Here is a 24,058-nt window from a genome sequence, read left to right as displayed (position 1 = left end):
CAGGCGAGGGGGTCACGTGGCTGCCCTCGCCGAAGCGTTCGTCCGCGTCCGAGCCGACACCACCGGCGTCCGCGACGACGTCCGGCGTGGTTTCGACGGCGCCGGAAGTGAGGCGGGCGACGACTTCGGCCGCAGCTTCAGCCGCGACGCCCAAGGACGGCTGCGCAGCGAGCAGAGCGGATTCACCGCCGAAGGCCGACGTCTCGGCGACGCTGCCGGAGACGGCTTCAACGACGGCTTCAACCAGTCCGCGAAAGCCGACCCCGGGCGGCTCGGATTCGACCGGCCCGGATTCTTCGGGGAAGGCTTCCGGCTCGGCGAATCAGCGGGCGGCGGCTTCACCGAGGGCTTCCGCGACAGGCTCAGCGGCGTCGGCGACCTCGCCGCCCGCGTTTTCGACCTGATCACCCCGCGCCTCGGCGGCCTGGTCGGCGGGTTCGGCCAAGCGACCAGCGCCGTCGGCGCCCTCGTCACAGGGCTCGGCAAGCTCGGCGTCGCCGCCGGAGCGATGTCGGTGCTCGCCGCCGGGGCGGCGTCAGCGGCAGCCAGCGTCGTCAGCCTCGTCGCCGCACTCGCCCCCGCCGCCGGGGCGATCGCCGCCCTGCCCGGCCTGGTCAGCGGCGTCGGCCTGGCCATGGGCGCCCTGAAGATCGTCACGTCGGACTTCAAAGACTTCTGGGAGGGCTTCTGGGCTGAGGTGGCCCCCGAGGCGCTGGAGCCGCTGCTGGTCAACCTCGCCCCCGCAGCTCAGCAGTTCGGCCGCGAAATGCTGGGCCTCAATCAGGCGTTGGAGGACATCCAGGACACCGTCGGGCAGGGGTTCTTCGAACCGCTGCTCGGCGAGCTCGGCCCCCTCATGGACGCCCTGCACGGGCCGCTACGTGACGGCTTGTCCGGCATCACCCGCGAGTACGGGGTTGCCGCCGCGTCCGCGTTGCAGTTCGCCCGCACAGGCGAGTCGGTGTGGGCCCTGGAATCACTGTTCATCTCCGTCCGCACCGCCCTGCAGTCCCTGCAGCCAGCGATCACCCCGCTGCTGGCCGGGTTCAGGGACCTGGCTGTGGTGGGTGCCGGCTGGCTCGCGAATCTGGCGCCCGGCATCGCCGACGTGGTGGAGAAGTTCGGCCGGTTCATGTTCCACGCTGCCGCTTCCGGTCAGGCGTTGGCGTGGATGGGCGGCGCGCTGGCCGCCCTCAAGCAGCTCGGCGCGCTGGTCGCTGATCTCGGCGGTGTTCTCGGCGGAGTCCTGCGGGCGGCGGAGACCGCAGGTGCTGGTGCGCTCGGCGTGCTCGGCCAACTGGTCGACGGCATGCACGCCTGGGTCGACAGCGCGGCCGGTCAGCAGATCCTTATCACGATCTTCCAGTCGCTCGCGCAGGTCGGCCAGAGCCTGGTGCCGGTCATCACCGCGATCGCCTCCGGTCTCGGCGTACTGGTGCCGGTCGTCGCTCAACTGGCTGCCGGGTTCGCGCCGGTTCTGGTCGCCGTGGTGCAGGGCATCGTGTCCGCCCTGTCATCGGTCACCCCGGGGTTGACCGCGCTGGCGCAGGGGGTCGGGTCGGCGGTCACCACGATCGCGTCCACCTTGGGGGCGTTGGGCAGCGCGATCAGCGTCACCCTGGACAGGATCTCTCCGCTGATCGCCGCCGTCGGTGATGCGTTCATCGCGCTGCTGCCTGGTATCGCCGCCGTCGTCCAAGGCATCGGTGGCGCTGTCGGCAGCCTGGCGCCCGCCCTGCAACCCGTCGCTCAAGCCGTTTCCACCGTCCTGCAGGCGGTGGCTCCGCTGCTGCCTGTCGTCGCCCGGCTCGCTTCCCTGATCGCCGTCAGCCTGGCTGGCGCAGTCACCCAGCTGACACCCCTGTTGGCTCCGCTTGGGGACGCGTTCGCGGACGCGTTGACCGCGGTGATCCCCTTGTTCGCGGAGATCGCTAAGGCGGCGGCTGCGCTGCTGCCCGGTTTCACCGCTGTGGTCCGCGGCATCGGCGCCGCGGCGGGCAGTCTGGGTTCAGCGTTCAGGCCGGTCGGCGCCGCGATCGGCGGCGTGCTGCAAGCCTTGGCGCCGCTGCTGCCGATCATCGGCCAGTTCGCCGCCGTCATCGCCACGAACCTCGCCCAAGGCGTCATCGCCGTCACTCCCGCCCTGTCTGCGCTGGTGGCGGCGTTCGGCCAAGGGTTGCAGGCGTTGATGCCGTTGGTGCCGCTCCTGACCAGCTTGGCGGTCGCCGTCGTCGACCGGCTGCTGCCTGCCCTGACTCCGCTGATCCCGATCGTCGCGCAGATCATCTCCACCCTGGGCGTATACCTGGTCGGAGCGGTCCAAGCGGTGGTGATCGCGATCGCCCCGCTTCTGCCCGTCATCGGCGCTGCGGCGGCCGTGTTCGCCGAGCAACTGGGTGGCGCACTGCAGCAGGTGGGTCCTGCCCTGGCCGCGTTGGGGCCCGCGTTCGTCGCGGTGCTCGGTGCGATCGGCCAGGCGGTCGCCGCGTTGGCGCCTGCCCTGGTGCCGTTGGCGGGCGCGTTCGCTTCCCTGGTGGTGGCGGTGGCTCCGCTGCTGCCGCTGCTGGCTGAGCTAGTCGCTCAGGTCATCACCCAGCTGGCGCCGGTTATCCCACCGTTGGCGGCGGCGTTCGTGCAGGTTGTGCAGGCTTTGCTGCCGCTGGTGCCGGTGCTCGCGCAGGTAGCAGTCATCATCGCCGAGCAGCTCGCCCGCGCGGTGCAGCAGGTCGCCCCGTACTTGCCGGAGCTGGTGTCCGCGTTCAGCAATCTGCTGATCCAGATCATCCCGCTGATCCCCGAACTGGTGACGCTCGCGTTGACGTTTGCCCCGTTGATCCCCGTGTTGACGGGTCTCATCACCTTGATGGCGGACCTGGTCAACGCGATCATGCCCGCCCTGGTGGCGGGCATGCAGTGGCTGGCCGGGGTGATCGCGGGCGAGGTCGCGAAGATCGTCAAAAGCTGGGACGACTTCAAGGGCGGCGCGAAGGCGGCGGTGGAATGGGTTGGCGCACGCCTGGATGAGTTCGTCCGCTTCCTGCAGACCTTCGCAGGGGATGCCGAGAAGTGGATTCGGGAGACGAAAGACAAGGTCATCGCCCGGTTCAACGACATGGTTGTATGGCTCGCCACCCTTCCCGGCAAGGTGTTCAACGCGATAGCGGACCTAGGTCAGATACCGGTCCGGGTCGCGAATTGGTTCCTGGAGATGCGAAACGCCGCAGTCAGCCGCGCGACCGATCTGGTGAACTGGGTGCGGGGCCTGCCCGGCATGATCGGGGGCGCGTTGAGCAGCCTCGGCGGGCTGCTCGGAAGCGTCGGCCACAACATGATCATCGGGTTGTGGAATGGGATCGTCGGGGCCTGGAACTGGTTCGTCGGCGCGGTCGGCGGTCTGTTCACCGGTCTCATCGACTGGTTGCGGCGCCTCCTCGGCATCGCCTCCCCCAGCAAGGTGTTCGCCGCGATCGGCAAGCAACTGCCAGCCGGCCTGGCGGTCGGTATGGACGGTGCCGCTGGCCTGGTGACGGCGGCGGCCGGGCGGCTCGCTGACGCAGCACACCTTGATCTGACCGGCGGATCCATGACGGTGGCACCGGCAGCCGGAGCTTTCACCGCCTCGTCGGCATCCGGCGGCCGGGGCGGCATCGTGGTGGAGAACCTCAATGTCGAGGCGACGTTGCCCAGCGGTGATCCTCTGCAGGTTGACCGGGTAGCCAGGGATCTGGCTGTGAAGATTCGTGACGCGTTGCGTGACCTAGAGCGGGAGGTGTACGCGTGAGCGACTTGACCGTGGGCCGGCTGACCCTCCGGGAAACGTTCGGGCTGTCGGAGTCGGGGAGCAGCGACGGCCGGACGATGAGCCTGCAAGGGAAGGAGGTCGTGGGGCTCATCTCCCGGGCGGAGTTACTCGAGCGCATGGACGGCGCCCTCGGCTTGGTCGGCGCCATGGTGCCCGCTCGCTGGGAAGAGAAGTCCGAACGCAACGGGTACTACACGGTCACCGACGTGTCCGCGGACTACGTCGACCGGTTCGGCCAGCGTCTGGCGTGGGTGGTGTGGAAGCTGGGGCTGCGCCGGCACGGCTCGGACACCGACATCGACCTGGAGTCTCGGCTGACCGGCGCCCGGCGCGCGAACGATTACGGCCTGTCGGGGGAGCGGTGGCACGCGCCGCCGCCCGGCCACTACGCCCTGAACACCGGCGCCACGCTGCCCAGCATGATGACGCGGGCCACCACCGACGGGCTCATCACGGTGTACCGGGGTCTGCCCGCCGGGGTGTCGCCGCGGTGGGGGTGCGCGACCGGCGACTACATGCGCGGCCGGGTCCGGATCCTGTCGGCCGGGTACGAGCGGGTTGGTACCGGCCACCGGGTGGAGGTCGACGGTTGGGAGTTGTCGAATGGTCTGGTGCGGGTGCGCCCCTTGCAGTCCGGCGGCAGCATCGAGGTCGCGTCGTTCACCGGCGGCGCTTGGCGGCCGCGGGCGTGGTGGGTGGATGTCGGCGGCACGCAAGTGGCCCGGTTCGAGTCGGCGACGATCCTGCGGAACGACCCTGAGCAGGTGATTGTCCGCTTGGTGGAGCACCGGGTGCCGGTTGGTCGAACCGTCTTGGACCTCACCCTGCGCCGGGGTTCCCGCTTCGTGGAGGGGTATTTGCAGCGTGGCGACTCCGGCGCCCTCAGCGTCTACCTGGCGTCAGCGGAGACGTTGACGGACGGTACGTCGTACGTGGTGCGCTCGACCAACGACTCCGACGGGAACCGGGTGACCGCCGGGTCGGCCCGGAACTTCGCGCCGCACGCCAACGGCGGGATGACGAAGACCAGTTCGACGGTGATGGACTTCTACCTCGGCACCGTGGCGGGCGGTTCCGGGGCTGTGTCCGGCGACATGGCCATTCACCTGCGGGATCAGTATGTCGGTGCTCTACCGGAAACGACCAGCGTCGTAAGGAGGTGACTGGGTGGCTGTTACCGAGGTGCTGATGGGGCTTGGCTCCTGGAGCGTCCAGCTCAGCGAGGAGACGCCGCGCGACGTCCTCGACCGACTCGGCTTCTTCGGCCACGTCGCCATCGTCCCCGGCGACCTCACCCCTGCCCAGTACGACGACGAGCTGCTCACCATGGCCCGCTACGTCGGCGTGCTCACCGGCCGCGAATTCGAGAACCGGAAGACCATCAAGGGTCAGGGCATGGCCGTCTGGCTCGGCGACTCCGACGACAAGGGCGAAGTCCTGGAGACGCCGATCCAGCTCGTCGGCGAGACGTTCCCGAACGCCATCCGGGCCATCCTCGGCGCCAGCACCGCCGTGGTCGAGGGCGCCCTCTACAGTGCCCCCGGCACCTACACCGGCCGCCACCAGTGGCAGTCGAAGCGTAAAGCGATCGACTACATCTGCTCGACGAAGGACTGCGACTGGCGGGTCAACGGCAACGCCACCCTCGACGCCGGGCCATCCGCCAACCTGTTCAAGGTCACGCCGACCTGCGTCATCGTCCGCGACGGCGCAGTCGGCCCCGACATGGAGCTGACCGGCCTGCCCGGGGATATGGCGCTCGCCCGCGACGTCGAGGACTGGACGTCGCGGGTGGTGCTGCTCGCCGAGGGCGACGGCGCATCCGTGGCCACCGCGGGTGTGAACGTCCTGTCGAACCCCTACGAAGACCTCCGCGGCAACCCGGTGAAGCGCACCCGCCTGGTCAGCGAGTCCGGGACCGCGACCGGCAACGCCCAAGCCCGCGCTCAGCTGCAGCTGAACAGGTTCAGCGGCACCCGCAACGCCATGCGGCTCAGCGCGGCGGACTACGACATCCGCGGCGCGTTCGTCGTCGGCGACTGGGTATGGGTGTACGACCCCGACGCGACCCTGTTCGACGTCTCCAACGAGGTGCAGTACCGCGGGCAGCGCATCAACCCGATCCGGTTGCGCGCCGTCGAAACGTCGTGGCCGGTGGCGGAGGGGATGACGGTCGCCTACCGGCACCAGGACGGCACCTGGCTGGATCTCACCCCGTACGCGGTGTGGGAGAGCGGCGCCACATCCGTCGTCGTCGGCGAGCTCAACAGGTCGCTGACGAACTCCGGCGGCGAGCCGGTCGGGCCGCGGCCCATCCCGGACGCCACGATCCCCGGCGTGGTGTCGTGGGCGCTGCCGTTCGAGACCAGCGTCTACCTGGACGCGCTCGGCGGCACGAGGGCAAACATCATGGTCGCCTGGGAGGAACCGCTCAACGAGGACGGCAGCACGATCCTCGACCTCGACCACTACGAGATCCGCTACGACGTGTCCCCGGCGACCACCTGGCGGATGGCGTACGCGGCGGGGGGAGACACGCAGGTCGTCGTCGGCGACCTCAGCCCCGGCGTCGTCTACGACTTCGGGATCCGCGCCGTCGACCTGTCCGGCAACGCCGGCGAATGGAGCGTCACCGAGTCGGCGACCGCGCACCCGGACACGATCCCGCCCAGCACGCCGGCTGCTCCGACGGTGGCCGGGTCGTCGCTGGCCCTGCAGGTGCGGCACGAGCTGGGCAAAGCGACCGGCGGCACCTTCAACCTTGAACTCGACCTGGACCACCTTGAGGTGCACGTCGGCGACAGCTCCGGGTTCACCGCGGATGAGACGACGGTGAAGGGCAAGATCCCTGCGAACGCGGGGATGATGCAGGCGGAGATCGCCGCGGTGGGCACGGTGGAGGTGGAGGAGACGACCACCCGATGGGTGCGGGTGGTCGCGGTGGATGAGGCGGGCAACCGGTCGCTGCCGTCCGCTGCGGCGAGCGCGACGGCCCTGCTGGTCGACTCGGCGCACATTTCGGACCTGACCGCGTCGAAGATCACAGCCGGGACGATCGGGGCGAACATCCTGCTCGGCGCCAGCATCCGCACCGCGTCGTCCGGGCAGCGGGTGGAGCTCAACGCGACCGGCCTGCACGGATACAACGGCGGCGGCACCGAGCTCGTGTCGCTCCTCAACGACGGCAGCTTCGCGCTGCGGACGTCCGCCTCTGGCGCCCGGGTAGAGGTCAACGCTGGTGGCATCGGCGCGTGGGACGCCGCCGGCGTGCAGACCGTCGGCATCCAAGGCGCGAACGGCGTGTTCTACATGAGGTCCGCTACGAGCGGGGCGCGGGTGGATCTGAGCACGATCAGCGGCCTGCAGTTGCACAACAGCAGCGGCGTCAACACGGTAGGGCTCGACCCGAACGGGTCGTTCATCCTGAGGTCGGGCACCTCCAATGCTCGCATCGAGCTGGACCTTTATGGGCTGCGGGGCTACAACAGTAGTGGTTTGGAAACGTTCAGGTTGGATGCGACGACCGGCAACGTTGATGTCGTGGGCCGTATTTCCAGTAGCGTCAACTTTACGACGAAGCGCCTGGTCATCAACCCGGTTATCGGCGCTGACGCGGAAATCCGCTTCTACGAGGACGTGTCCAGCTACCACTACATTACGTCGTCGGTGGCATCCCCCGATTCGTTGCAAATTGGTAGCGTAACCTCCAGTGGCCGTAAATATGTTATCGATATTTCGCCTGGGGCTACCAACTACATTGGTTTAACCTCTGGCTCGGAAATCGCCGGGATCCGATTCAAGGACAATGGCGTCACCGACGTGCGAGGCGCGGGCATTGGTACGAATGGCGGCGCACTGCATTTCATGGCGCAGGGCGGGCCTGGCGACGGTTTTTTCCGCTGCTACTGGAGTGGGTCGGATATCCATTTCGTCCGGAACGACACTAATTCGATCGTGAAAACCTTCATCATCGACCACCCGCAGGACGCGGGCCGGCACCTGGTGCACGCCACCACCGAGTCGCCGCACAACGGCGTCGAATACTGGGGCGACGTGGTGCTCGACGAGGACGGCCAAGCGGCGGTGGAGCTGCCCGGATACTTCGAAGCGCTCACCCGGGGCGTCGGCCGGGCAGTGCTGCTGTCCTGCTTCGATGTGCCGGGCGAGGTGGCGGCGACGTACCCGGAGGGCGGCCGGTTCCGCATTTCCGGGCCGCCGGGGCGTCGCGTTTCCTGGCTGGTGAAAGCGATCCGCTCGGACGTCCCGCCGCTGCTGGTGGAGCCTCGCCGCGATGAGGTGGACATCCATGGCGACGGCCCGTACCGCTACTACACGATGAGGACCGCTGATGCATGAGCAGCAGGCCAACATGGATGAGCAGCAAACCAACGTCGACCCCGCCGAGGTCGTGCAGGAGTACCGGGTGCGGCTGGACGCTGCCATCTACGACAACGTGCTGCTGAGGGCGGCCCTGCGGCAGGCGCAGCAGGAGGCCGCCGAACTCCGGCAGGTGGGTAGGTAGGTATCTCTGGCGGATTCCGGTGCGGCGGGAAGGCGTTAGGAGAGCACCCATTCGCCTTTCTGCTGGCCGAACATCACCCCGAACTGGAGTTTCACCGCTTTCGCCGCGGCGGGCATCTCGAACACGATTAGCCCTTTACGGGCGTCACCACGGTTTACGGTGACCGCTCCGCCGAACACGATTCCCTCCGTCACCTCGGCGAACGTCGGGCGGTGCTGTTGGCCTTCGGCGTCGATCAACGCGCCGCCGATACCCGGCGAGTCGGTGTAGACGTCTTGGCCGATGTTCTTCAAGGTCAGTTCGATGGCGATGTAGCGGCTACCGGCTTTCGGCTTCACGTACGGGTTGTTCGGCGTTGCGTTGTCGATGACCCGGTTGAGGGTGACAGCGACTTCAACACCCGATTGCAGCCCCTTGACGGTGAGCGTCTCGCCGACCTTCGCGCCTGACGGCGCCTGTTCCTGCGCCGCTGGTGGCGGGGTTGAGGTTGGGGCTGGTTGCGGGGTGAGTTGCGGTGCGTCTTGGCCGCCGCAAAGTCGGGATGTTCGCCGCTCTTGCACGATTTGTTCAACGGTCTTGGACTGGTACTCCTTCTGCTGGTCAGCGGGCAGCACGTACCGCCACGCCTGCCCTTCGTAGAGGAAGTCGAAGGTGAACGCCGCGATCAGCCGGTTGGCCTGCACTTGCGCGGCGTCGCCGTTGACGGTGACTGAGGTGATCGTGAACCGCAGGTTCCGTGCGATCTGCGGGCACTGCTCGAACATGTCCACGTAGTCGTCGCGCGATACCAGGGCTTGCGATTGGGGCGCCCAGTGATCCCAGAACTTGCCGTAGGAACCGGCGGCGTAGAGGTCGAAAATCTGCTGGGCGGCTGCTCGCGCGCCGGCTTCGTTCTGTTCTTGCGCTGGTAGGTCTGCGGCGGCTACTTCGACGCTGTCGGGAGCCCCGGTGTTCGGGCTGGTGGGGCTGAGCACGATGAGGGTTGCGGCGACGGCTATGCCGAGCAGGGCGACGGTGGCGAGGGCGATGACTGCCATGGAGAGTGCGGATCCGCCGCGCGGTGGCGGCTGTTTGTGCGCGGTCGGCTGTTGCGGGTGCCTGTGCGGCGGGTGGTACTGGTTGTGCGGCGGCTGACCTTGCGGGGGGTATGACACGGCATCTCCTGAGTCGGGGGGTGCGTGTGTGACGCTGGGGTCGCTCTCCGGGGTTACTGCTGGCCGGATGTGGCCATCGTGTTCGTGTCGCCCGTGTGCCCCCACGGCGGACGACACCCCCTTCTTCGGCGCGGCTCTGCGCCCTCACCTTGCCTTGAGAGGACCTTGCATGCCCGAGGCCACCACATGACCCGGCTGTGCGTCGTGCTGCGCCACCGCCTTTCTCAACGTGGCGCGTGTCTGCTGATCCTCGCCACCGTCGACGTCGTCTACGCCATCGCCCTCACCTACGCGCCGCCGGAGACGCTCGCCTCCGAGACGTACCGGTTCTACGCGGCGCTTGCCCCGCTGCCCGTGTGGGGCAGCGTGTGGGCCGCAGTCGGTGCGATCTGCCTGGTGCAGGCGTGGACGCCCCGGGATCGGGTCGCGTACACGGCCGCCACCGGCCTGAAGATCTTTTGGGCGTTGCTGCACCTGGGGGCGTGGGTGGCGGGGGTGTTGCCGCGTGGCTACGTGCTGGCGGTGATGTGGCTGCTGGCGGCCGGGCTGGTGATGGTGATGGCGACGGTGCCGAAGGGTGGGCGGAGTGACCGGTGAGATTTGGATCGCGGTCGTCGCCTGCATCGGCGCGTTGGGAAGCGCCGCGTTCACCGCGGCTGCGAGCAGGCGCACTGCGCGGGTCACGGAGGCGGTGGAGACCAGCAAGGTCGATGCGGCCGCCTTCGACCGGGCGCGGGCGATCTACGAGTCGGCGCTGCAGACGTTGGAAGAGCAGTCCCTGAAGTTGCGTGAGCGGATGGGGGAGCTGAATCAGCAGCTTGCTCATGAGCAGGACGCGTCAGCGGAGATGCGGCAGCAGATCCGTGACCTGCGCGCGCAGGTGGACTTGTTGGAGGAGACGGTCGCTGATCTGCGGCTGCAGCTGAGCAAGGCCGACATCCGGCCGGAGACTGAGGTGGGAGAGGTGGAAGCGCCATGAAGGTAATCACCAGGGCCGGGTGGGGTGCCCGGCGGCCGACCGGCTCCTACGCGCCGCTGCCCGAGGCGCGCGGCACGAAAGTGCATTACACCGGCGGCTATGTCTCGCCCAAGATCGTGGATGACCATGACATCTGCCTGGAGCTGATGCGCAACTTCCAGAACCAGCACATCAACGTCAACAAGTGGAGCGACTTCGCGTACAACCTGGCGGGTTGCCCGCACCGCCGCCTGCTGGAGGGGCGCGGACTCCGGGTCATGAGCGCGGCGAACGGGGAGGGCCAGAACAGCGGGCACTACGCGATCCTCGCCCTCGTCGGCAGCTCGGGTTTCGTCGAGCCCACCGACGACCTGCTGCACGCCGTACGTGACGGCATCGAGCTGCTGCGCAAGCACGGCGCGGGCAGCGAGATCAAGGGGCACCGCGACGGCTACTCGACCAGCTGCCCGGGCGGCCCGCTGTACGCGTGGGTGCGGAAGGGGGCGCCCCGCCCACAGGAGGTCCCGGCGAAGCCGAAGCCCGTGGAGAAGCCCGTCACGGTGGTGTGGGACGGCGACGTACCCCGGTGGCCGGGCCGGGTTCTGAAGCACGTTGAGGGCGCGCAGATGATGCGCGGCGAAGACGTCCGGGTGTGGCAGGAGAAGATGGCCCGCCGCGGCTGGACGATCGACGTCGACGGCTGGTTCGGCGGGCAGTCCGCAGGCGTGGCCCGCGGCTACCGGCGCGGAACCGGCCTTCCTGCTGGCGACACCGTGGACAAGGCGACGTGGGCGATGACGTGGTCGTGGACGCCGCCCGAGTCGGCGTGATCGAGGCCGCGCTCCTCCAACTGCTGATGAGACGCCAGCATCCAACCGAACCGGCCCTGGAGTTGGAAGTTGCCCCTGTGGATCCAAGACGGGTTGGGGCGATGAGACGCGTCGACCCGCACCGCCCGGAGCTTCGCATCGTCCGCTCCCCGGACCCGCCGCCGCGGCGGAACCCCCCGACGCCCTGGCCATCGCGGCTGGGGCTTTTTGCTGCCCGAGCCCGGGCGCTGATCGCCCGTTGGAGGCCGCCATGCCGTTGACCGACCGTGCCCTGGCGCGGGCCGCCGCCGTCCACGCCGCGGCGCTGCTGCACGGGCCGATCTGTTTGGAGCCCGGCGTCGACCGGGCGGTCACCGAGCACGTCGCCCAGGCCGCGATCCGGCGGCTGGCGGACGGGCTGGCCGCTTACGTGCTCGGCACCACCCGCATCTTCCTCACCCCTGGGCCCGTCGTTGACGAGGCCAAACCCGTGCCGACCGGCACAATCACTCACCAGGAAGGCAACACGATGACGCAGATGAACACCGGCCACCAGTTCCAGCTCAGCATCGACGCGAAGGACGCCGCCGGCTTCCCGACCCGGCCGAACGTGCAGTGGTCGATCGACGACCCGGCGGTGGCGGAGCTGCGGGTGTCGGAGGACGAGCAGACCTGCGTCGTCGTGTCCGGCGCCCCCGGCTCGGCGGTGCTGACCGTCACCATCGAGGACGAGAACAGTGAGGGGCAGGAGCCGCTGTCGGCCACCCACGCCATCGACGTCGTGCCCGCGGGGACGGCGACGATCGAGCTGGTGGCGGGTGACGTCGAGAACGAGACGCCGGCGCCCGGCGAGGGCGACGCCCCCGAGGGGGAGCAGCTGTGACCAAGGACGACCTGACAGGCGAGCCCGCCCTGTGGGCGACCCTCGCCGCGTCCTTCGTGCAGCTGCTGGCCGCGTTCTTCATCCCGTGGTCGGACGTCCAGGTCGCTGTGGTCAACGCCCTCATCCTCGCGCTGGCGGGCGTGTGGGTGGCGTTCGCGACGCGGAGCCTCGATAACGGCGGGTCGATCAAGTCGGCGATTCTCGGCGCTGTTCAGGCGGGGCTGTCGTTGGCGATCACGTTTGGGTGGGAGGCTCGCCCGGAGCAGACGGTGGCGATCATGACGTTCGTCGGTCTGGCGGTGGCGGTGTTCATCCGGCAGACGTCGAAGCCGCGCGGAGCCTACGACCTGGCGGCCTGACTGGCCGAGAGCGTGAACTGCCAGCCTGGCCGCAGGTGGCAGCAACTGGTAGGTGGGGAGCCCTCGTCGTCTTCGGACGGCGGGGGCTTCTTCGCGTTCCCGACCCGGCTTTGAGTGCGGCTTTGACGAACCCTGTACTGCAGGGGCAGCCTCAAACTCCTGCTGCTGGGCGCGCTTCCGGGAGTTGCCCCCGGCATACTGTGCTGGTGGGGTCCTGTGCGTGCGGCCATGCCGGACGGGACCCCACGCTCTGATCTTGAGACGCCCCGCCTTCCTCCGGGAGGGCGGGGCGTTCGTCTTGTTGTCGCCGCCTCGTAAGATCGCTCCGGTATCGCACGACCCGGGGGAGAGTGACCGATGGCCGACTACGAGATTCCCGAAGACCTGATCGAAGCGCAGCGCGCCTTCTACGAGGCGGACGAACGTGTACAGGCGGCAACGGACGCGATGCCGTCGTCGGTGGCGGTGCTCGCAAGGGAAGCGGCGGTGTCGGAGGAGCAGCGGGAAGAGTTGGCGGCGGCCCGCGCCGAGCGGCTGCGCCTCGTCGATGTCTTATACCGGCACCCGTGGTTTCAGACGGTGGACGACCCGCACAAGGCGCGGATGGCGCTGCAAAAAGCAGCCCGAGGCGAGGGCTGAAGGGTCCCGTACCCGCCTCGCCGGGTACGGGACCGATGACCAGGGATCGGCTCGGGAGCCTCGCGGGTTACCAGCCATACCCGACTGGCATGACGCAGGCCCGCCCATCCCGGGCGGGCCTGCTTCGTCTTGTTTGCTGGGTGGCCGCCCCCCGCTGGAGGCGGCCACCCAGGGAGGAGACGCCGACCCGGTCAGCCGCACGCTGACGGGCCTCACCCTGTGAGACGCCGGCCGGGGCGGAGTGGTTGGCCCGAATCCGAATCGGGCTCGGACGCGAGGCGCACCCAGGAACACGGAAGCCCCGCCGTTCTCCTCCGGAGCGGCGGGGCTTCTCGCGTTGCGGTCAGATGGCGGCGGCCGGCGGCCGCATCGCCAGGACGACCACCGTCGCGTCGTCCCGATGGCCATCCGCGTCCGCGCGGGCGGCGGCCACGATCGCCTCGGCCAGCGCCTGCGGGTCGTCCCGGCGTGTGAGCACCAGTTTCTCCAGCATGTCGTGCGGCACCTGGTCGTGCACGCCGTCGGAGGTGAGGACCACGAGGTCGCTCGTGGTCCATGCCTCTGAGACCGTCGCGACGGACGCCGTGGCGATGCTGGTGCGCAGCAGCTGCGCGGCGCGCCGGGTGACCTCGCCTTCGTACCCGCACATTTCCAGCTGCGTGGCCAGGTTGTGGTCGACGGTGAGGAGTTGGAGTTGCCCGTCCTCCAGGGCGTAGGCGCGGCAGTCCCCGACCCAGGCGATCCGTACATCGTCGGCGTCCACTGACGCGGTCACCACCACGGCGGCCGCGTCGGGCTCGGGGTCCTCGCTGGCCCCGGTGTCGGCGATCAGTTCTGTGGCGGTGAGGATTCCGGCCAGAGGTCCGCGCCGCGCGGCCACGCGGGCGGCCGTCTCGGCGAGCAGGGCGGCGACGTGCGCGACGCGGTCGGAGTGGCCGATGCCGTCGACGATGGCGATAGCCGTGGTCCGGTCATCCAGGGTGCACACCACGGCGGCGTCGCCGCTGGGGCTGGCGGTGCCTGGTCGGGTGGCTTTCGCGACCGTGATCATCCGGTTGTTGGGTGCGGTGGTCATGTGATCTTTCTTTCTTCAGGGTCCAGGGCGTCCGCCGCGGCGCGCAGCAGCGGCTCCAGCACCTCGCGGTGCGGGTCCAGCAACTCCCGGCCGCGCTGGAGCACCCAGTCGGGCACGGGGTCGTCGGGCGGGGAGGGCAGGTCGGGTGAGGTCATGGGGTCATGTTCACCCGGCCCACTGATCGATCGCAGGCAGACAGCAGGACGCCCCCGCCCTTACTCGCCAGCCGCCCGCCTGCGGGTCTCCCGCGCTCGGTGGTGCTCCACAGCCGCGCGCGTCTTCGCATAAACCAGCCGCCCGGCGTGGGAAAGGTTGGGCCAGACTGCCTTGTAGTCAGCGACGCTATCCACGATCTCGTAGGGGGACAGGGAGCATTGAGGCTGACCTCCGAGGATTTCCAGAAGCCCAGTTACCAAGAAGGTGGGGTTCCACTGCTCAAGAGGCATCCGGTCCTTCATCTCGTGGCAGTTCATGCACGCCGGGGCCATCTCCGTTCCGCCTGCCGCCTTGGGAATCGGGAAGTGGTCGTGCTCGTGGCGTCGCACGAGCGGGGCATCGCAGTAGTGGCAGAACTCGCAGCAGGGAAGTTCACGTTTGGCCATGGGGGCTCCCCGGGTTACTCGTCGGTGGGCAGGTTTTCGATGGCGGCGCGGCGCTCGTCTTCCGAGGGCAGGGTGTACCGGCGGGCGGTCTCGATGCTGTGGCCCAGCAGCTCGGCGATGACCACGATGTCCTCGCCCTGCCGCCGCAGGTTCGTCCCCAGCGTGTGCCTCAGCACGTGGGGCGTAAAGTCCTCGACCCCGGCGGCGTCCGCCAGGCCGGTGAGGACGTCATAGATGCCGCGCGAGGACAGGCGCCGGCCGCGGGCGTTGACGAACAGCGCCACCTCCCCGGCCGTTGCGACGCGCTGGGCCATCCACGTTTCCAGCGCGGTGCGGAGCTGCGGGTGGATGGGCACGCTCCGGTACTTGCCGCCCTTGCCGTAGCGGACGATGAGCGTTCCCTTCCTCGCGGACAGGTGGACGTCATCCATGTCGAGGGCGGCCAGCTCGGCGATGCGCAGGCCCGCGTAGAACCCGGTGTAGGCGAGCGCGCGGTCCCGAGTCGGCGCTCGCTCGGCCTCGCGCAGGAACCGGGTCTGCGCACGATCGTCCAGCGCGCGGGGCGCGAGCTGGGGGAGGTCGGTGCGCTTGGCCGCGGCCGGGCCGACGCCCATGCGCCGGTTGAAGTCGTCCACGGCGGTCAGGTGCCCGTTCACGGTCCATGGGGCGCGCTTGGCCACGGTCATCAGGTAGGCGCGGTAGTCGCGGGCCGCCCAGTCCCGGGCGACGGGATCGGTGAGGGGGTCGCCGTCGAGGGCTGCGGCGTCGAGCCATACGAGGTACTGCCGGATCCGGGAGAGGTAAGCGGTGATGGTCCTCGGTGCCAGCGGGGTGCCGGGCCGGGAGACGTTGGTCTCGTAGTCGGCGAACACCTGGGTGTAGCGGTCGGGTAGCCGGGTCGGCAGCGCTCCGGGTCCGCGTCGAGGGGCGGACCCGTCGCCATCGTGATCAAGGTCCGTAGTATTGGAAGTCGAATCGGGGCCCTGCGAATCCTCGGAGACCGAAGTATCGGAAGCTCTCCCCGGGGACAGCTTCTGATACTCACAAGTATCAGAAGCTGCTCCAGCTCCAGCGTGCAGACTCATGGCGTCCTCTCAAGATCGGTGGTGGAGACGGGGGCGGCCCCGGCGCCGGGGGGACACCGGGGCCGCGAGGGTCAAGCAGGCGTCGGGCTCGCGGTAGTCCTGCCGTCGACCATCTCCCGGTAGCCGGGCAGGCCGCGCAGCCGTACGGTGGCGATGACGTCTCGGCCGAGCTGGATCATGCGGGTGGTGTCATCGCCGTGCGCGGCCGCGGTGGCGTACACCTCGACCAGGACGCGGGTCTGCTCGGCGGGGGTGAGGCGGTCGACCACCTCGGCGGCCTGGGCCCGCTGCTCGGCGGTGGTGAGGCCGGCCACCCACTCGTCGTGGTCCGTCATCAGCCGAGCACCTCGGCCAGCAGCTCCTCGTGCGCGGCGAACACGCGTCCGCCGAAGGTCTCCTCCAGGTAGGTGGCCAGGGCGTCGTAGGTGCCGGCCTGCACCCACTCGGCGCGGCGGGCGTCGTCGGCCCCTGCCACGGCGGGCAGCTGGGCGACGTCGCCGAGGTCGGTCACGGCGGGCGTGGTCACCATCCACGCCTCGTCGGTCGCCCTCGGGTCCGGCACGATCCGGACGGGGAGCACCTCCCACGAGACGCGCTCCAGGACCAGGCCGGTCTCCTCCTCCAGCTCGCGGACCGCCGCCGCCAGCGGATCCTCGCCGGGGTCCAGGCAGCCGCCCGGGATCGCCCAGCCGTGGCCGTCGTCGCGCTCGACCATCAGCACCCAGCGCCTGCCGTCGATGTGGGCGAAGACGATGGCGTCGGCAACCTGCTGCTCTCCCCAGTGGCCCAGCTCGCCGCGGCCGTACCGGATGCCGGTTGGCGCGCCGGGGCTGACGGGGCGTCCTTCGATCATGCGGAACGGGATCGCCGCGGCCTGCTGCCGGGCGGCCCAGTCGATGCGGGTCGGGTCCTCCTGCGGATCCGCCCAACCCTCCTGTACTCCCCGGGTGAGCACGTCGGGGTGCGTGTACGTCGCGCCCATCACAGTCGGATCCCGCCGGTGATGACGTCGGCCTGCTTGCCCACCTGGGCGTTGCCCTCGCGCACGTTCCGGGTCGAGTCTCCGGTCTTCGCGAGGCTCGCGGCCTTCGCCGCAGCGCGGTCGGCCAGGATCTCCTCCCGGCTCTTGCCCAGCACACGCCCGACCTGGACGGCCTGGACGTCGTTACCGCGCGCTTCGTTCTTGGCCATGCCGTTCTCCTTCTCGGTGATAGTGGAGCGGCTGCTCCGGGCACGCGGCTGACCGGCGGCCGGTCGCGCACCCCCAGCGCCGCTACGACAGCCGCCAGGCGAGGACGGCCACCAGGAGCAGCGCCGCACCCACGGCGGTCACCGCGCCCGATGATGTCCGTGGGTCGCCCCGCCAGACGCTCACTGCGTAGTCCAGTGCCGCGACTGCGGTGGCGATGGGGATGACCCACGTCGGTGGCCCCCAGGTGCCCAGTAGGTGGGCGAAGAAGGGTCTGTTGAACAGGACCAGGGCGCCAAGCAGCAGTGTGAATACGGCGAGGACTCGATGTGGGTCGGTCTGGATGGTGTCCTGGCGGGCGCTCTCTCTGAGGGTCATCTGGATCTCCTTGGTGTGGGACCCGTGGGGGTCCCGAGGGTGGGGGGTCTGAGGGCTCTCAGACCCCGAAAAGGGGGTGTCTCGGGAGACCCCCACGACCCCCACAACCCCCCACGGGCGGGGCGTTTTCCCAGCTCATATGGGTTGTGGGGGTCCCACGTGGGGGGTTGTGGGGGTCGTGGGGGGTTGTGGGGGTCAGGCCGCTGGCCAGTCGGCCACCTCGGGCGGCACCTCCAGCTCGCCGGAGCGGATCGCCTCTGCCGCGTCCTCCAGGTCGCCGCGCTGGTATCCGCGGCGCCGTTTGCCGCCGCGCTCGAAGGCGTTCGGCAGCGTGGTCACCCCGATCGCGCCCAGCAGCGCGGCCAGCTCCAGCTCGGTCATGTCCAGCGCCTGGGCGAGGGCCTCGCTGTGCAGGCGTCCGCTGTCCCAGGGCAGCGTCAGGGCGCGGGTGAGGAGCTCGGGCACCGCGGCCTCGGCGCCGCCGATCTCGTGGATCTGCTCGGCGTGCAGCCGGGGCCGCGGCCCAGACGGGTACGGGTGGGTGCGCTCGGGTCCGCGCGCTGGGCCGGGGCGGTCCCCTCGGGCGCGGGCGGCGATCTGCTCGGGGTCATCCCAGCCCGCTGTCGCCCCGGTCGGCCTCAGCAGCGTCAGATGACCAGGACGGCGACGGGTGACCTCGCTCCCCGTGGCGGGAGCAGCCGGTGCGGCGCCGTCGCCCGAGACCCCGGCCGGATACCATGGCTCGTCGTCGAACCCGGGCAGGTAGACGGGCGCCGGGGCTGGCAGGGTTGCCTGGACCGCCGGGGTGCTGTAGAGGTAGCGCATCCGCTCCAACCTGGTCGCATACGCCTGACCGGCGGCGCGGGCTGCGTCAGCGTCCAGGTCAGGCCGGTGCGCGGCGATCTGCACCGCAGCGACGTCGATGTCGGACGGCACCATGAAGTAGGCCTTGAAGACCCGCACCGCATCCGCCCCGATCTGCAGGAAGCCCGAGCCCTGCTCGGGGGCGTCCTGCGGGGTGACGCCCCGGCGGTAGCCGAACAGGTAGTCGATCTCGGACTGGTCGAACACCCGCATCGTGGCTCTGGTGCTGCACTGCTTGAGGATGTCGGTCGACAGCGCCGTGCTGATGCTGCGCAGCACCGACAGCACCGCGTTGACGGCCTCGTTGCCGCCGATGTCTACCGTCGTCTCCAGCGCACGCCGGATCGCCCGGATGATCGGCTCGGAGATCTTCGTGCCGAGGACTTCCTTGCCCTCGTCCAGGATCAGCAGGATGGCCGGCACCTGCCGGGAGACGGGCAGCAGCTGCACGTCGCGGGCGGCCTTGAGCTCGGCGTGCGCGGACTTGCGGTCTTTCGCGATGTCGACCAGGGCCTTGGCCATCAGCAGCGCCTCCTCCGGACACCCTGCCGCCCAGTCGATCGCGGGGCGGTCGGTGCGGCCCTCCAACCAGGCGCGCAGCCAGGCCCGGCTGATGCCTCCGCCGTTGAGGTCCATGTGCCACACCAGGCAGTCATCCAGAGAGGCTGCATCGGCGGTGACGTTGTGCAGGGTGCCGGACTTCCCGCTCCGTTTCTGCCCGGCCAGGATCATCGTCGACTCGCGCAGCGCCACCGCGGCGGTGCTGCCGTCGCGGTGCGCTCCGAGCCGGATCGCGTCCGGGTCGTTGATGCTGCCCCCCACGGTGATACCGGGGTGGCGGATCGTCTCGGTCAGCCGGTTGACCGTGGAGACGTGCATGCGCAGGCTCCCACGCCACGGCCCCACGGCGAACTCCACGCCACACCCGTTGGGCAGGCGCGCGTCCTCGGCCAGCCCGGCCGCGGACTGTCGCAGCTTGCTGGTGCTGGAGCTGCCGCTGGGCTGCATGACCAGCGCGGAGAACCCAGCGGCGCCCGCCCATTCGCGGACGTCTTCGACCTGCGCGCGCACGGCGGCGACGCGCTGGATGCGGTCGGTCCACTCGGCCGCCAGGGTGGCGTGCCGGTGCACGACCACCGCGCCGGTGGAAGGCGCGGCCGAGTCGGGGACGCGGGCCCAGTCGGCGAGCAGTCCGGCGCCGAGGGCACCCAGGCCGAGCGCCGCCATCGTGTTGAGCTCCCAGGGGGTGTGCACCCACGACCAGGTCAACCACCCGCCCGCGCCCAACCACGCGCCCAGCCGGTAGCCGAGCGTCTTCGAGGGGAGCCGGACACCGGACAGCACCGTGCCGACCACGCCCAGCGTGGCGCCAGCCGCCGCCCATCCCGGATGCAGTTGCAGCGCGTCGCCGCCGGCCGCGAGCGCGGCCAGGCCGAGCGCGCCCATACCGGTGGCGCTGGCGGTGCCACGCGGGCGCATCGACCAGTCAGCGCGCGGCGGCGCTGGTTTCGTCCTCGTGCCCATGATCCCCCCTTTCGTTGGTGCGGCGAGCTACTGGACGTTCCACTTCTGCTCGTTGGTGCGAGGCTCCAGGTGGCGGGCGATGTCGGCTTCGTGAGCGGCCTGGAAGGTGGTGGATGCGTCGTCGCAGGCGTTGGCCAGTTGGCAGAACCCCTCGTAGACGACCTGGAGGCTTTCCACGACGTCCTGATGGATCGGGTAGTCCGCGGACAGGCGCTCGGTCATCAGCCGCATGGCGGAGGCGCACTGCAGCGGTAGCTCGCGGAGCATCTCCAGGTCGACCTTGACCTGCATCATGTCCTCGGTCTCGTACCCGGAGGCGATGGTCGGCAGTTCGGTGGCATGGGTGACCAGGTTGTTTGCCATGGTTCTTCCTTCTCGGTTGAGCCGTTCCCGGGCGGGGCGGCGGTCGGGGCGCTGCTGCTGGTCCTGGAGGGCGGGTTGCGACTCCGGGGTGGAGTCCGAGACCGGATCGGGAGCAGGGTCGGTGTCGGGGGTGGGTGTGGGTTGGGCGGCCCAGCGGCGACGCAGCGGAGCGGTCAGCCAGGCCCATGCCGCGACCAGCGCGCCGGTGGTTTCTGCGTCCCACCTGCGGTAACGCTTCCGCAGGGCGGCGACGGCAGCGCGACGGCCGCCACCGAGGGCCGCAGTCCACGCGGTACTGACTCGCCGTCCGGTGCGCTGGTCGATCCACCGGCCCGCCCGCCGAGCGGCGTCGGCGGTACGCCGGTCCAGGCCCGGAGAGGCGACCCGGCGGCGAAGCGTACGACCAGCCTGGGCGAGGCGCTGCCGGGCGGCGCGAGCGGACCCGCCTGCTCGGCGGGCCAGCTCGGCGGTGCGGGCATCCAGCCGCGGGGACGCGGTCCGCTGGCGAACCGTACGGCCCGCTTGGGCCAGGCTGCGCCCGGCGCCGACGATTCCGCCGCGGCGGGCTGCTCCACCAGTTGCTCGACGCCCGCCTCCGGCGCCGAAGACGTGCCGACCGGAACGGCTACCTCCGGCCCGGCCGGAGCCCGACCGGAACGCACCTGCCCCGCGGCCTCCGCCGCTGCGGCCTCCGGCTCGGCCGCCCGAGGCGCCTCGGCCACCGCCGAACAGCTTGCCGGACTTCCCGCCGCCTCGGCCGCCGCCACCGAAGAGGCTGCGGCCCGCGGACTTCCCGCCCCTTCGGCCACCAGCGTGGCCACCGCCGAAGGACGGCATCCGCGAACTCGTCGAGGTACGACCCCGGCCCGGCCCGGCGCGACCGGGGCCGGAGGTGGCGCCGAGCACCATCCGCCGCCCGCCTCGGCTGATACCCAGGTCCGAACCCCGACTGCTGCGGGAGGAGCGCGATCCCGGGGACCGGCTCGACCGGTTGCGCGGGTGCGCGCGCCTCCACCTCCAGTACCCGTAGCCGCCGCCGGCCGCCACGGCGCTGCCCGCTCCACCGGCCAGGCCCCAGACGCCAAGCAGCTGGTAAAGGCCAGCACCGAACACGGTCAGCACGCAAGCCAGCCCGGTGAGCAACTGGGCGGCGGGCGTACCCCGCTCTGGCTCTTCCTGCTCGGCTGCTTGCGGGTCCTCGACCGGGGCCGGGGCGGGCTCACTGCGGTGCTGCTGCCGGGGCTCCGGCACGCTCGGCTGCGGCTCGTCGTCCCAGGTGCGCTCGTCCGGGCGAGACTGCGTCTCGGCGGCGCTCATGACCCACCTCCAGCGATGATCAGTGCGGCTATGAAGAGCCACAGGACGTGGAAGGACTGGTCGAGGGCGTAAGCGCCCGAGGCGAGGCCGTCGCCCATCCTGTAGAAGCCGCCCTTGCCGATCCGCTCGGCCAGGCGGGCCAGCGTCACGCGCCGGTCGGCCCAGTAGTGTGAGCCCGCGTCGACCAGCAGCCCGGCGCAGAGCCAGGGCCCGTTGAGGCGTAGGTCGGTCACGGCGATGACGAGGGAGACCGCGATCATCTTCGTGAGGGTGAGGGTCACGACGTGCCAGGCGCAGGCCGCGCGGCCCGCCCGGGTCGGGGCGCCCTTGCCGCACGCCTGACGGTGGGTCTGCACCCAGTGGTCGCCGAAGCTGTGCGCGGCGTACAGGGCGGCGAAGACGGCGGCGAACGTGGCGGCGGTCATCGAATCTCGCCTCTCATGCGTGCTCGGTCAACGCGGCGGGCGGTGCGGTAGCCGCTGTAGGTGCAGACGGCCAGGAGCGCGACCACAAGCGCGACGGGGATGGGCAAAACCAGCCCGAGCGCGAACGCGAGTAGGGCGATGACGGCGAGGTGCGCGAGCATGTCGAGGAGGTCGAGCACGATGCAGAGGAGGACGCGGGCGATCTGAGTGACGAGGCTTTGGCGGATCATGACCCACCTCCGGTGGTGGATGCGGGCAGGACGGGCTTGTCGACGTCGCGGTGGTGCACGGCGGCGGTGATGCCCTCGCGCCGGATGAGCCGGGCGATTTCTTCTGCCAGGACGACGGACCGGTGTCGGCCGCCCGTGCTGCCGGTGGCGATGGTGATCCGCCAGCCGGTGGCGAGCATCAGGTCCAAGGCGCATACGACGGTGTGGCGGATGAGCTCGCGGGCGCCGGGGGTGACGAGGACGTGGCGGCGGACCTTCGGGGAGCGGCCGGTGCGCTGTCGCATGGCGGGGCTGGTGTGCGGGTCACGGAGGACCCGGCGGGCGTCCACGGTCAGGTCGGCGGCGGGCGGTCCGGCGTGGCGGTAGCCGAAGCTCGTGATGACGACCTGAGCGGGCAGGTCCGGAGAGCCCTCCGGGTTGGCCCACGGGTCGACCGGCGTGGTGGTCGCGGTCATCGCTCGTCACCGCCCGCCGAGCCGATGGCGGTCATCTCAACGTCGTCAGCGTGTTCACTTCGTGAGCCGTTCACGGTGACCGGCTCGGCGGGCGACTGGACGACGTTCGCGGGCAGGAACCGGTACCCCTTCGCGGTCATCTCAGCGCGCGCCGCCTGTACACGGCTCCGCGCCCAGCCGCGGCTGAACTCGTACCGCCCGGCGACCTCACCGTAGGTCGGGGTGCGGCCCTTTCGAATGCACCCCCTGATCCACTTCTCGGCATCGCGATTGTCCTGCTCATCGGGGCGATCCCGGTCACCGTCCTGGTCATCGTCGGCGGCGTCCGAAGTGACCGCGTCGATGACCGGCTCCGGGTCGGCCGGGGGCGCTTCTGGTGTGCACTCGATCGTCGCCGAGGTGTTCACGGCATCGTCCGCGCGAGCAGCCTCGACGGTGACCGGTCCGGTGATCGCCGGGGTGACCTCGCGGGTACCGATCGCCGGTGCTTCGATCGTCGCGCTGGCGGTCACGGCGTCGCGCGCCGCCTCCATCTCCGCGATGACCAACTGGGTGACCGTGAGGACGTCGCCTTGGGCGCGGATCAGTCCGGCCCGGACGTCCCCGAGGCCCCGCAGTGCGGCGTCCGTCGCGTTCAGCGCACGGATCTCGGCCAGCGCGACTTGCGGGGAGCGGATGTCCTCGGCGACGCCGTGCTTGAACGCCTCCCACGTCTCGGCGCGCAGGGACGGGATGACCCACCGCAGCAGCGGGAACCGCAGCGGCCGCTCTTCGAGCAGGCCCTGCTCGCGCATCGTCTCCCAGTGGCGCCACTGGGAGTAGATCTGCCACAGCACCGGGCTCAAGATGGAGGCGGCGCCGAACACGCCGGCGAACTCGCCGGTCTGGGCCAGCCCGGAGTTGTGGCTGTAGTTGAAGGCGCCGACGCCGACGCCGATGGCGTAGGACAGCAGGCGCAGACCGTAAGCACTGAACCCTTTGATCATCTTGTCGTGGGCGAGGTAGCCGACGTTCACCGCGACCGACTCCACCACGACGGCCAGCGGGACGGCCTGCCACCACGCCCAGTCCAGCCCGTACATGAGGGCGAGGATCTGGCCGAGGACCGCGGCGGCGTTGACGCCGATGTTCGCGGCGGCCAGGACCACGGCGAGGCTGACGCGCTGGCGCAGGGTCCGGCGCTGGTCGCGGCGCTTGGCGGCGGCGGTGGTGGCCTGCTCGTCGAGCTGCGCGCGCAGGCGGGCGTGCTCGGTTTCGGTTTCGAGGCGTTCGCGCTCGGCCTGCTGGCGGGCGCGCTGTTCGTCGATGTGGGCGCGGGCGGCGTCGGCGCGGCGTTCGGCGCGGGAGCGCCACAGGCGCCTCGGCTCGGCGCGCTGTGGCGCGGCCGGGGCCGTGTCCGTAGCGTGCTCCATAGATCCTTCTCCT

25 protein-coding genes are annotated in these 24,058 nt (G+C 70.3%); 10 read left to right on the top strand and 15 right to left on the bottom strand.

Going from position 1 to position 24,058, the window contains the following annotated elements:
- Window positions 1-16 precede the first annotated feature (16 nt).
- The 4 genes from ACSC1Q_RS15060 to ACSC1Q_RS15045 are packed head-to-tail and all read left to right on the top strand — an operon-like array spanning window position 17 to window position 8,324.
- Window positions 17-3,781, top strand: a complete 3,765-nt coding sequence (locus ACSC1Q_RS15060) for a phage tail protein (RefSeq protein ID WP_436759322.1) — start codon at window positions 17-19, stop codon at window positions 3,779-3,781.
- Window positions 3,778-4,965 carry a hypothetical protein gene (locus ACSC1Q_RS15055; RefSeq protein ID WP_436759321.1) on the top strand — a complete coding sequence of 396 codons (1,188 nt, stop codon included), beginning with the start codon at window positions 3,778-3,780 and terminating at the stop codon, window positions 4,963-4,965. Before ACSC1Q_RS15060 ends, ACSC1Q_RS15055 begins: the two co-directional genes overlap by 4 nt.
- Before the next feature lie 4 nt (window positions 4,966-4,969).
- Window positions 4,970-8,158, top strand: a complete 3,189-nt coding sequence (locus ACSC1Q_RS15050; RefSeq protein ID WP_436759320.1) for a fibronectin type III domain-containing protein — start codon at window positions 4,970-4,972, stop codon at window positions 8,156-8,158.
- A 13-nt stretch (window positions 8,159-8,171) separates the two neighbouring features.
- Complete coding sequence (locus ACSC1Q_RS15045; RefSeq protein WP_436759319.1) at window positions 8,172-8,324, top strand: hypothetical protein; 153 nt, start codon at window positions 8,172-8,174, stop codon at window positions 8,322-8,324.
- A gap of 35 nt (window positions 8,325-8,359) precedes the next feature.
- Here ACSC1Q_RS15045 and ACSC1Q_RS15040 read toward each other — a convergent pair whose 3' ends face one another.
- Window positions 8,360-9,361 (bottom strand): DUF4352 domain-containing protein, encoded by a 1,002-nt coding sequence (locus ACSC1Q_RS15040; protein ID WP_436759318.1) that lies wholly within the window; start codon window positions 9,359-9,361, stop codon window positions 8,360-8,362.
- A 303-nt stretch (window positions 9,362-9,664) separates the two neighbouring features.
- Between ACSC1Q_RS15040 and ACSC1Q_RS15035 the strand changes: the two genes are divergently transcribed.
- The 6 genes from ACSC1Q_RS15035 (at window position 9,665) to ACSC1Q_RS15010 (ending at window position 13,126) form a co-directional block, all read left to right on the top strand.
- Window positions 9,665-10,075, top strand: a complete 411-nt coding sequence (locus ACSC1Q_RS15035) for a hypothetical protein (protein ID WP_436759317.1) — start codon at window positions 9,665-9,667, stop codon at window positions 10,073-10,075.
- Window positions 10,065-10,457 (top strand): hypothetical protein, encoded by a 393-nt coding sequence (locus tag ACSC1Q_RS15030; RefSeq protein ID WP_436759316.1) that lies wholly within the window; start codon window positions 10,065-10,067, stop codon window positions 10,455-10,457. The genes ACSC1Q_RS15035 and ACSC1Q_RS15030 overlap by 11 nt, the downstream gene beginning before the upstream one ends.
- Window positions 10,454-11,266, top strand: a complete 813-nt coding sequence (locus ACSC1Q_RS15025; RefSeq protein ID WP_436759315.1) for a peptidoglycan recognition protein family protein — start codon at window positions 10,454-10,456, stop codon at window positions 11,264-11,266. The genes ACSC1Q_RS15030 and ACSC1Q_RS15025 overlap by 4 nt, the downstream gene beginning before the upstream one ends.
- 250 nt (window positions 11,267-11,516) lie before the next feature.
- Complete coding sequence (locus tag ACSC1Q_RS15020; RefSeq protein ID WP_436759314.1) at window positions 11,517-12,128, top strand: hypothetical protein; 612 nt, start codon at window positions 11,517-11,519, stop codon at window positions 12,126-12,128.
- Entirely contained in the window at window positions 12,125-12,487 is a 363-nt protein-coding gene (locus ACSC1Q_RS15015; RefSeq protein WP_436759313.1) for a hypothetical protein, read from the top strand. The genes ACSC1Q_RS15020 and ACSC1Q_RS15015 overlap by 4 nt, the downstream gene beginning before the upstream one ends.
- 357 nt (window positions 12,488-12,844) lie before the next feature.
- On the top strand, window positions 12,845-13,126 hold the full coding sequence (locus tag ACSC1Q_RS15010; RefSeq protein ID WP_436759312.1) for a DUF8825 domain-containing protein: 282 nt from the start codon (window positions 12,845-12,847) through the stop codon (window positions 13,124-13,126).
- Between the two features lie 343 nt (window positions 13,127-13,469).
- Here the strand turns inward: ACSC1Q_RS15010 and ACSC1Q_RS15005 are convergent, their stop codons facing one another.
- The 14 genes from ACSC1Q_RS15005 to ACSC1Q_RS14940 form a co-directional block, all read right to left on the bottom strand.
- Entirely contained in the window at window positions 13,470-14,201 is a 732-nt protein-coding gene (locus ACSC1Q_RS15005; RefSeq protein ID WP_436759311.1) for a PP2C family protein-serine/threonine phosphatase, read from the bottom strand.
- A complete protein-coding gene (locus ACSC1Q_RS15000) occupies window positions 14,198-14,356 on the bottom strand; it encodes a hypothetical protein (RefSeq protein ID WP_436759310.1) in 159 nt (52 codons plus the stop codon). The genes ACSC1Q_RS15005 and ACSC1Q_RS15000 overlap by 4 nt, the downstream gene beginning before the upstream one ends.
- Window positions 14,357-14,416: 60 nt before the next feature.
- Window positions 14,417-14,803 carry a hypothetical protein gene (locus tag ACSC1Q_RS14995; RefSeq protein WP_436759309.1) on the bottom strand — a complete coding sequence of 129 codons (387 nt, stop codon included), beginning with the start codon at window positions 14,801-14,803 and terminating at the stop codon, window positions 14,417-14,419.
- A gap of 14 nt (window positions 14,804-14,817) precedes the next feature.
- Window positions 14,818-15,675 (bottom strand): tyrosine-type recombinase/integrase, encoded by an 858-nt coding sequence (locus ACSC1Q_RS14990; protein WP_436759308.1) that lies wholly within the window; start codon window positions 15,673-15,675, stop codon window positions 14,818-14,820.
- Between the two features lie 284 nt (window positions 15,676-15,959).
- Window positions 15,960-16,223 (bottom strand): hypothetical protein, encoded by a 264-nt coding sequence (locus ACSC1Q_RS14985; protein WP_436759307.1) that lies wholly within the window; start codon window positions 16,221-16,223, stop codon window positions 15,960-15,962.
- Window positions 16,223-16,870, bottom strand: a complete 648-nt coding sequence (locus tag ACSC1Q_RS14980; protein ID WP_436759306.1) for an NUDIX domain-containing protein — start codon at window positions 16,868-16,870, stop codon at window positions 16,223-16,225. The genes ACSC1Q_RS14985 and ACSC1Q_RS14980 overlap by 1 nt, the downstream gene beginning before the upstream one ends.
- Entirely contained in the window at window positions 16,870-17,079 is a 210-nt protein-coding gene (locus ACSC1Q_RS14975) for a hypothetical protein (protein WP_436759305.1), read from the bottom strand. Before ACSC1Q_RS14975 ends, ACSC1Q_RS14980 begins: the two co-directional genes overlap by 1 nt.
- 82 nt (window positions 17,080-17,161) lie before the next feature.
- Window positions 17,162-17,455, bottom strand: a complete 294-nt coding sequence (locus ACSC1Q_RS14970; RefSeq protein ID WP_436759304.1) for a hypothetical protein — start codon at window positions 17,453-17,455, stop codon at window positions 17,162-17,164.
- A 195-nt stretch (window positions 17,456-17,650) separates the two neighbouring features.
- Entirely contained in the window at window positions 17,651-19,843 is a 2,193-nt protein-coding gene (locus tag ACSC1Q_RS14965) for a hypothetical protein (RefSeq protein WP_436759303.1), read from the bottom strand.
- A gap of 27 nt (window positions 19,844-19,870) precedes the next feature.
- A complete protein-coding gene (locus ACSC1Q_RS14960; protein ID WP_436759302.1) occupies window positions 19,871-21,523 on the bottom strand; it encodes a hypothetical protein in 1,653 nt (550 codons plus the stop codon).
- The gene (locus tag ACSC1Q_RS14955; protein WP_436759301.1) at window positions 21,520-21,948 is read right to left on the bottom strand and encodes a DUF3307 domain-containing protein; all 429 of its coding nucleotides are present in this window, start codon (window positions 21,946-21,948) and stop codon (window positions 21,520-21,522) included. The genes ACSC1Q_RS14960 and ACSC1Q_RS14955 overlap by 4 nt, the downstream gene beginning before the upstream one ends.
- Complete coding sequence (locus tag ACSC1Q_RS14950; RefSeq protein ID WP_436759300.1) at window positions 21,945-22,178, bottom strand: hypothetical protein; 234 nt, start codon at window positions 22,176-22,178, stop codon at window positions 21,945-21,947. Before ACSC1Q_RS14950 ends, ACSC1Q_RS14955 begins: the two co-directional genes overlap by 4 nt.
- A complete protein-coding gene (locus ACSC1Q_RS14945) occupies window positions 22,175-22,633 on the bottom strand; it encodes a RapZ C-terminal domain-containing protein (RefSeq protein ID WP_436759299.1) in 459 nt (152 codons plus the stop codon). The genes ACSC1Q_RS14950 and ACSC1Q_RS14945 overlap by 4 nt, the downstream gene beginning before the upstream one ends.
- Window positions 22,630-24,045: a DUF2637 domain-containing protein gene (locus tag ACSC1Q_RS14940; protein ID WP_436759298.1), complete on the bottom strand. Its 1,416-nt coding sequence runs from the start codon at window positions 24,043-24,045 to the stop codon at window positions 22,630-22,632. The genes ACSC1Q_RS14945 and ACSC1Q_RS14940 overlap by 4 nt, the downstream gene beginning before the upstream one ends.
- Between the last annotated feature and the right edge of the window lie 13 nt (window positions 24,046-24,058).

The sequence above is a fragment of the Streptosporangium heterodermiicola genome (genome assembly GCF_051390675.1).
Taxonomy (GTDB): domain Bacteria; phylum Actinomycetota; class Actinomycetes; order Streptosporangiales; family Streptosporangiaceae; genus Streptosporangium.
This window is presented reverse-complemented; position numbering and strand designations above follow the sequence as displayed.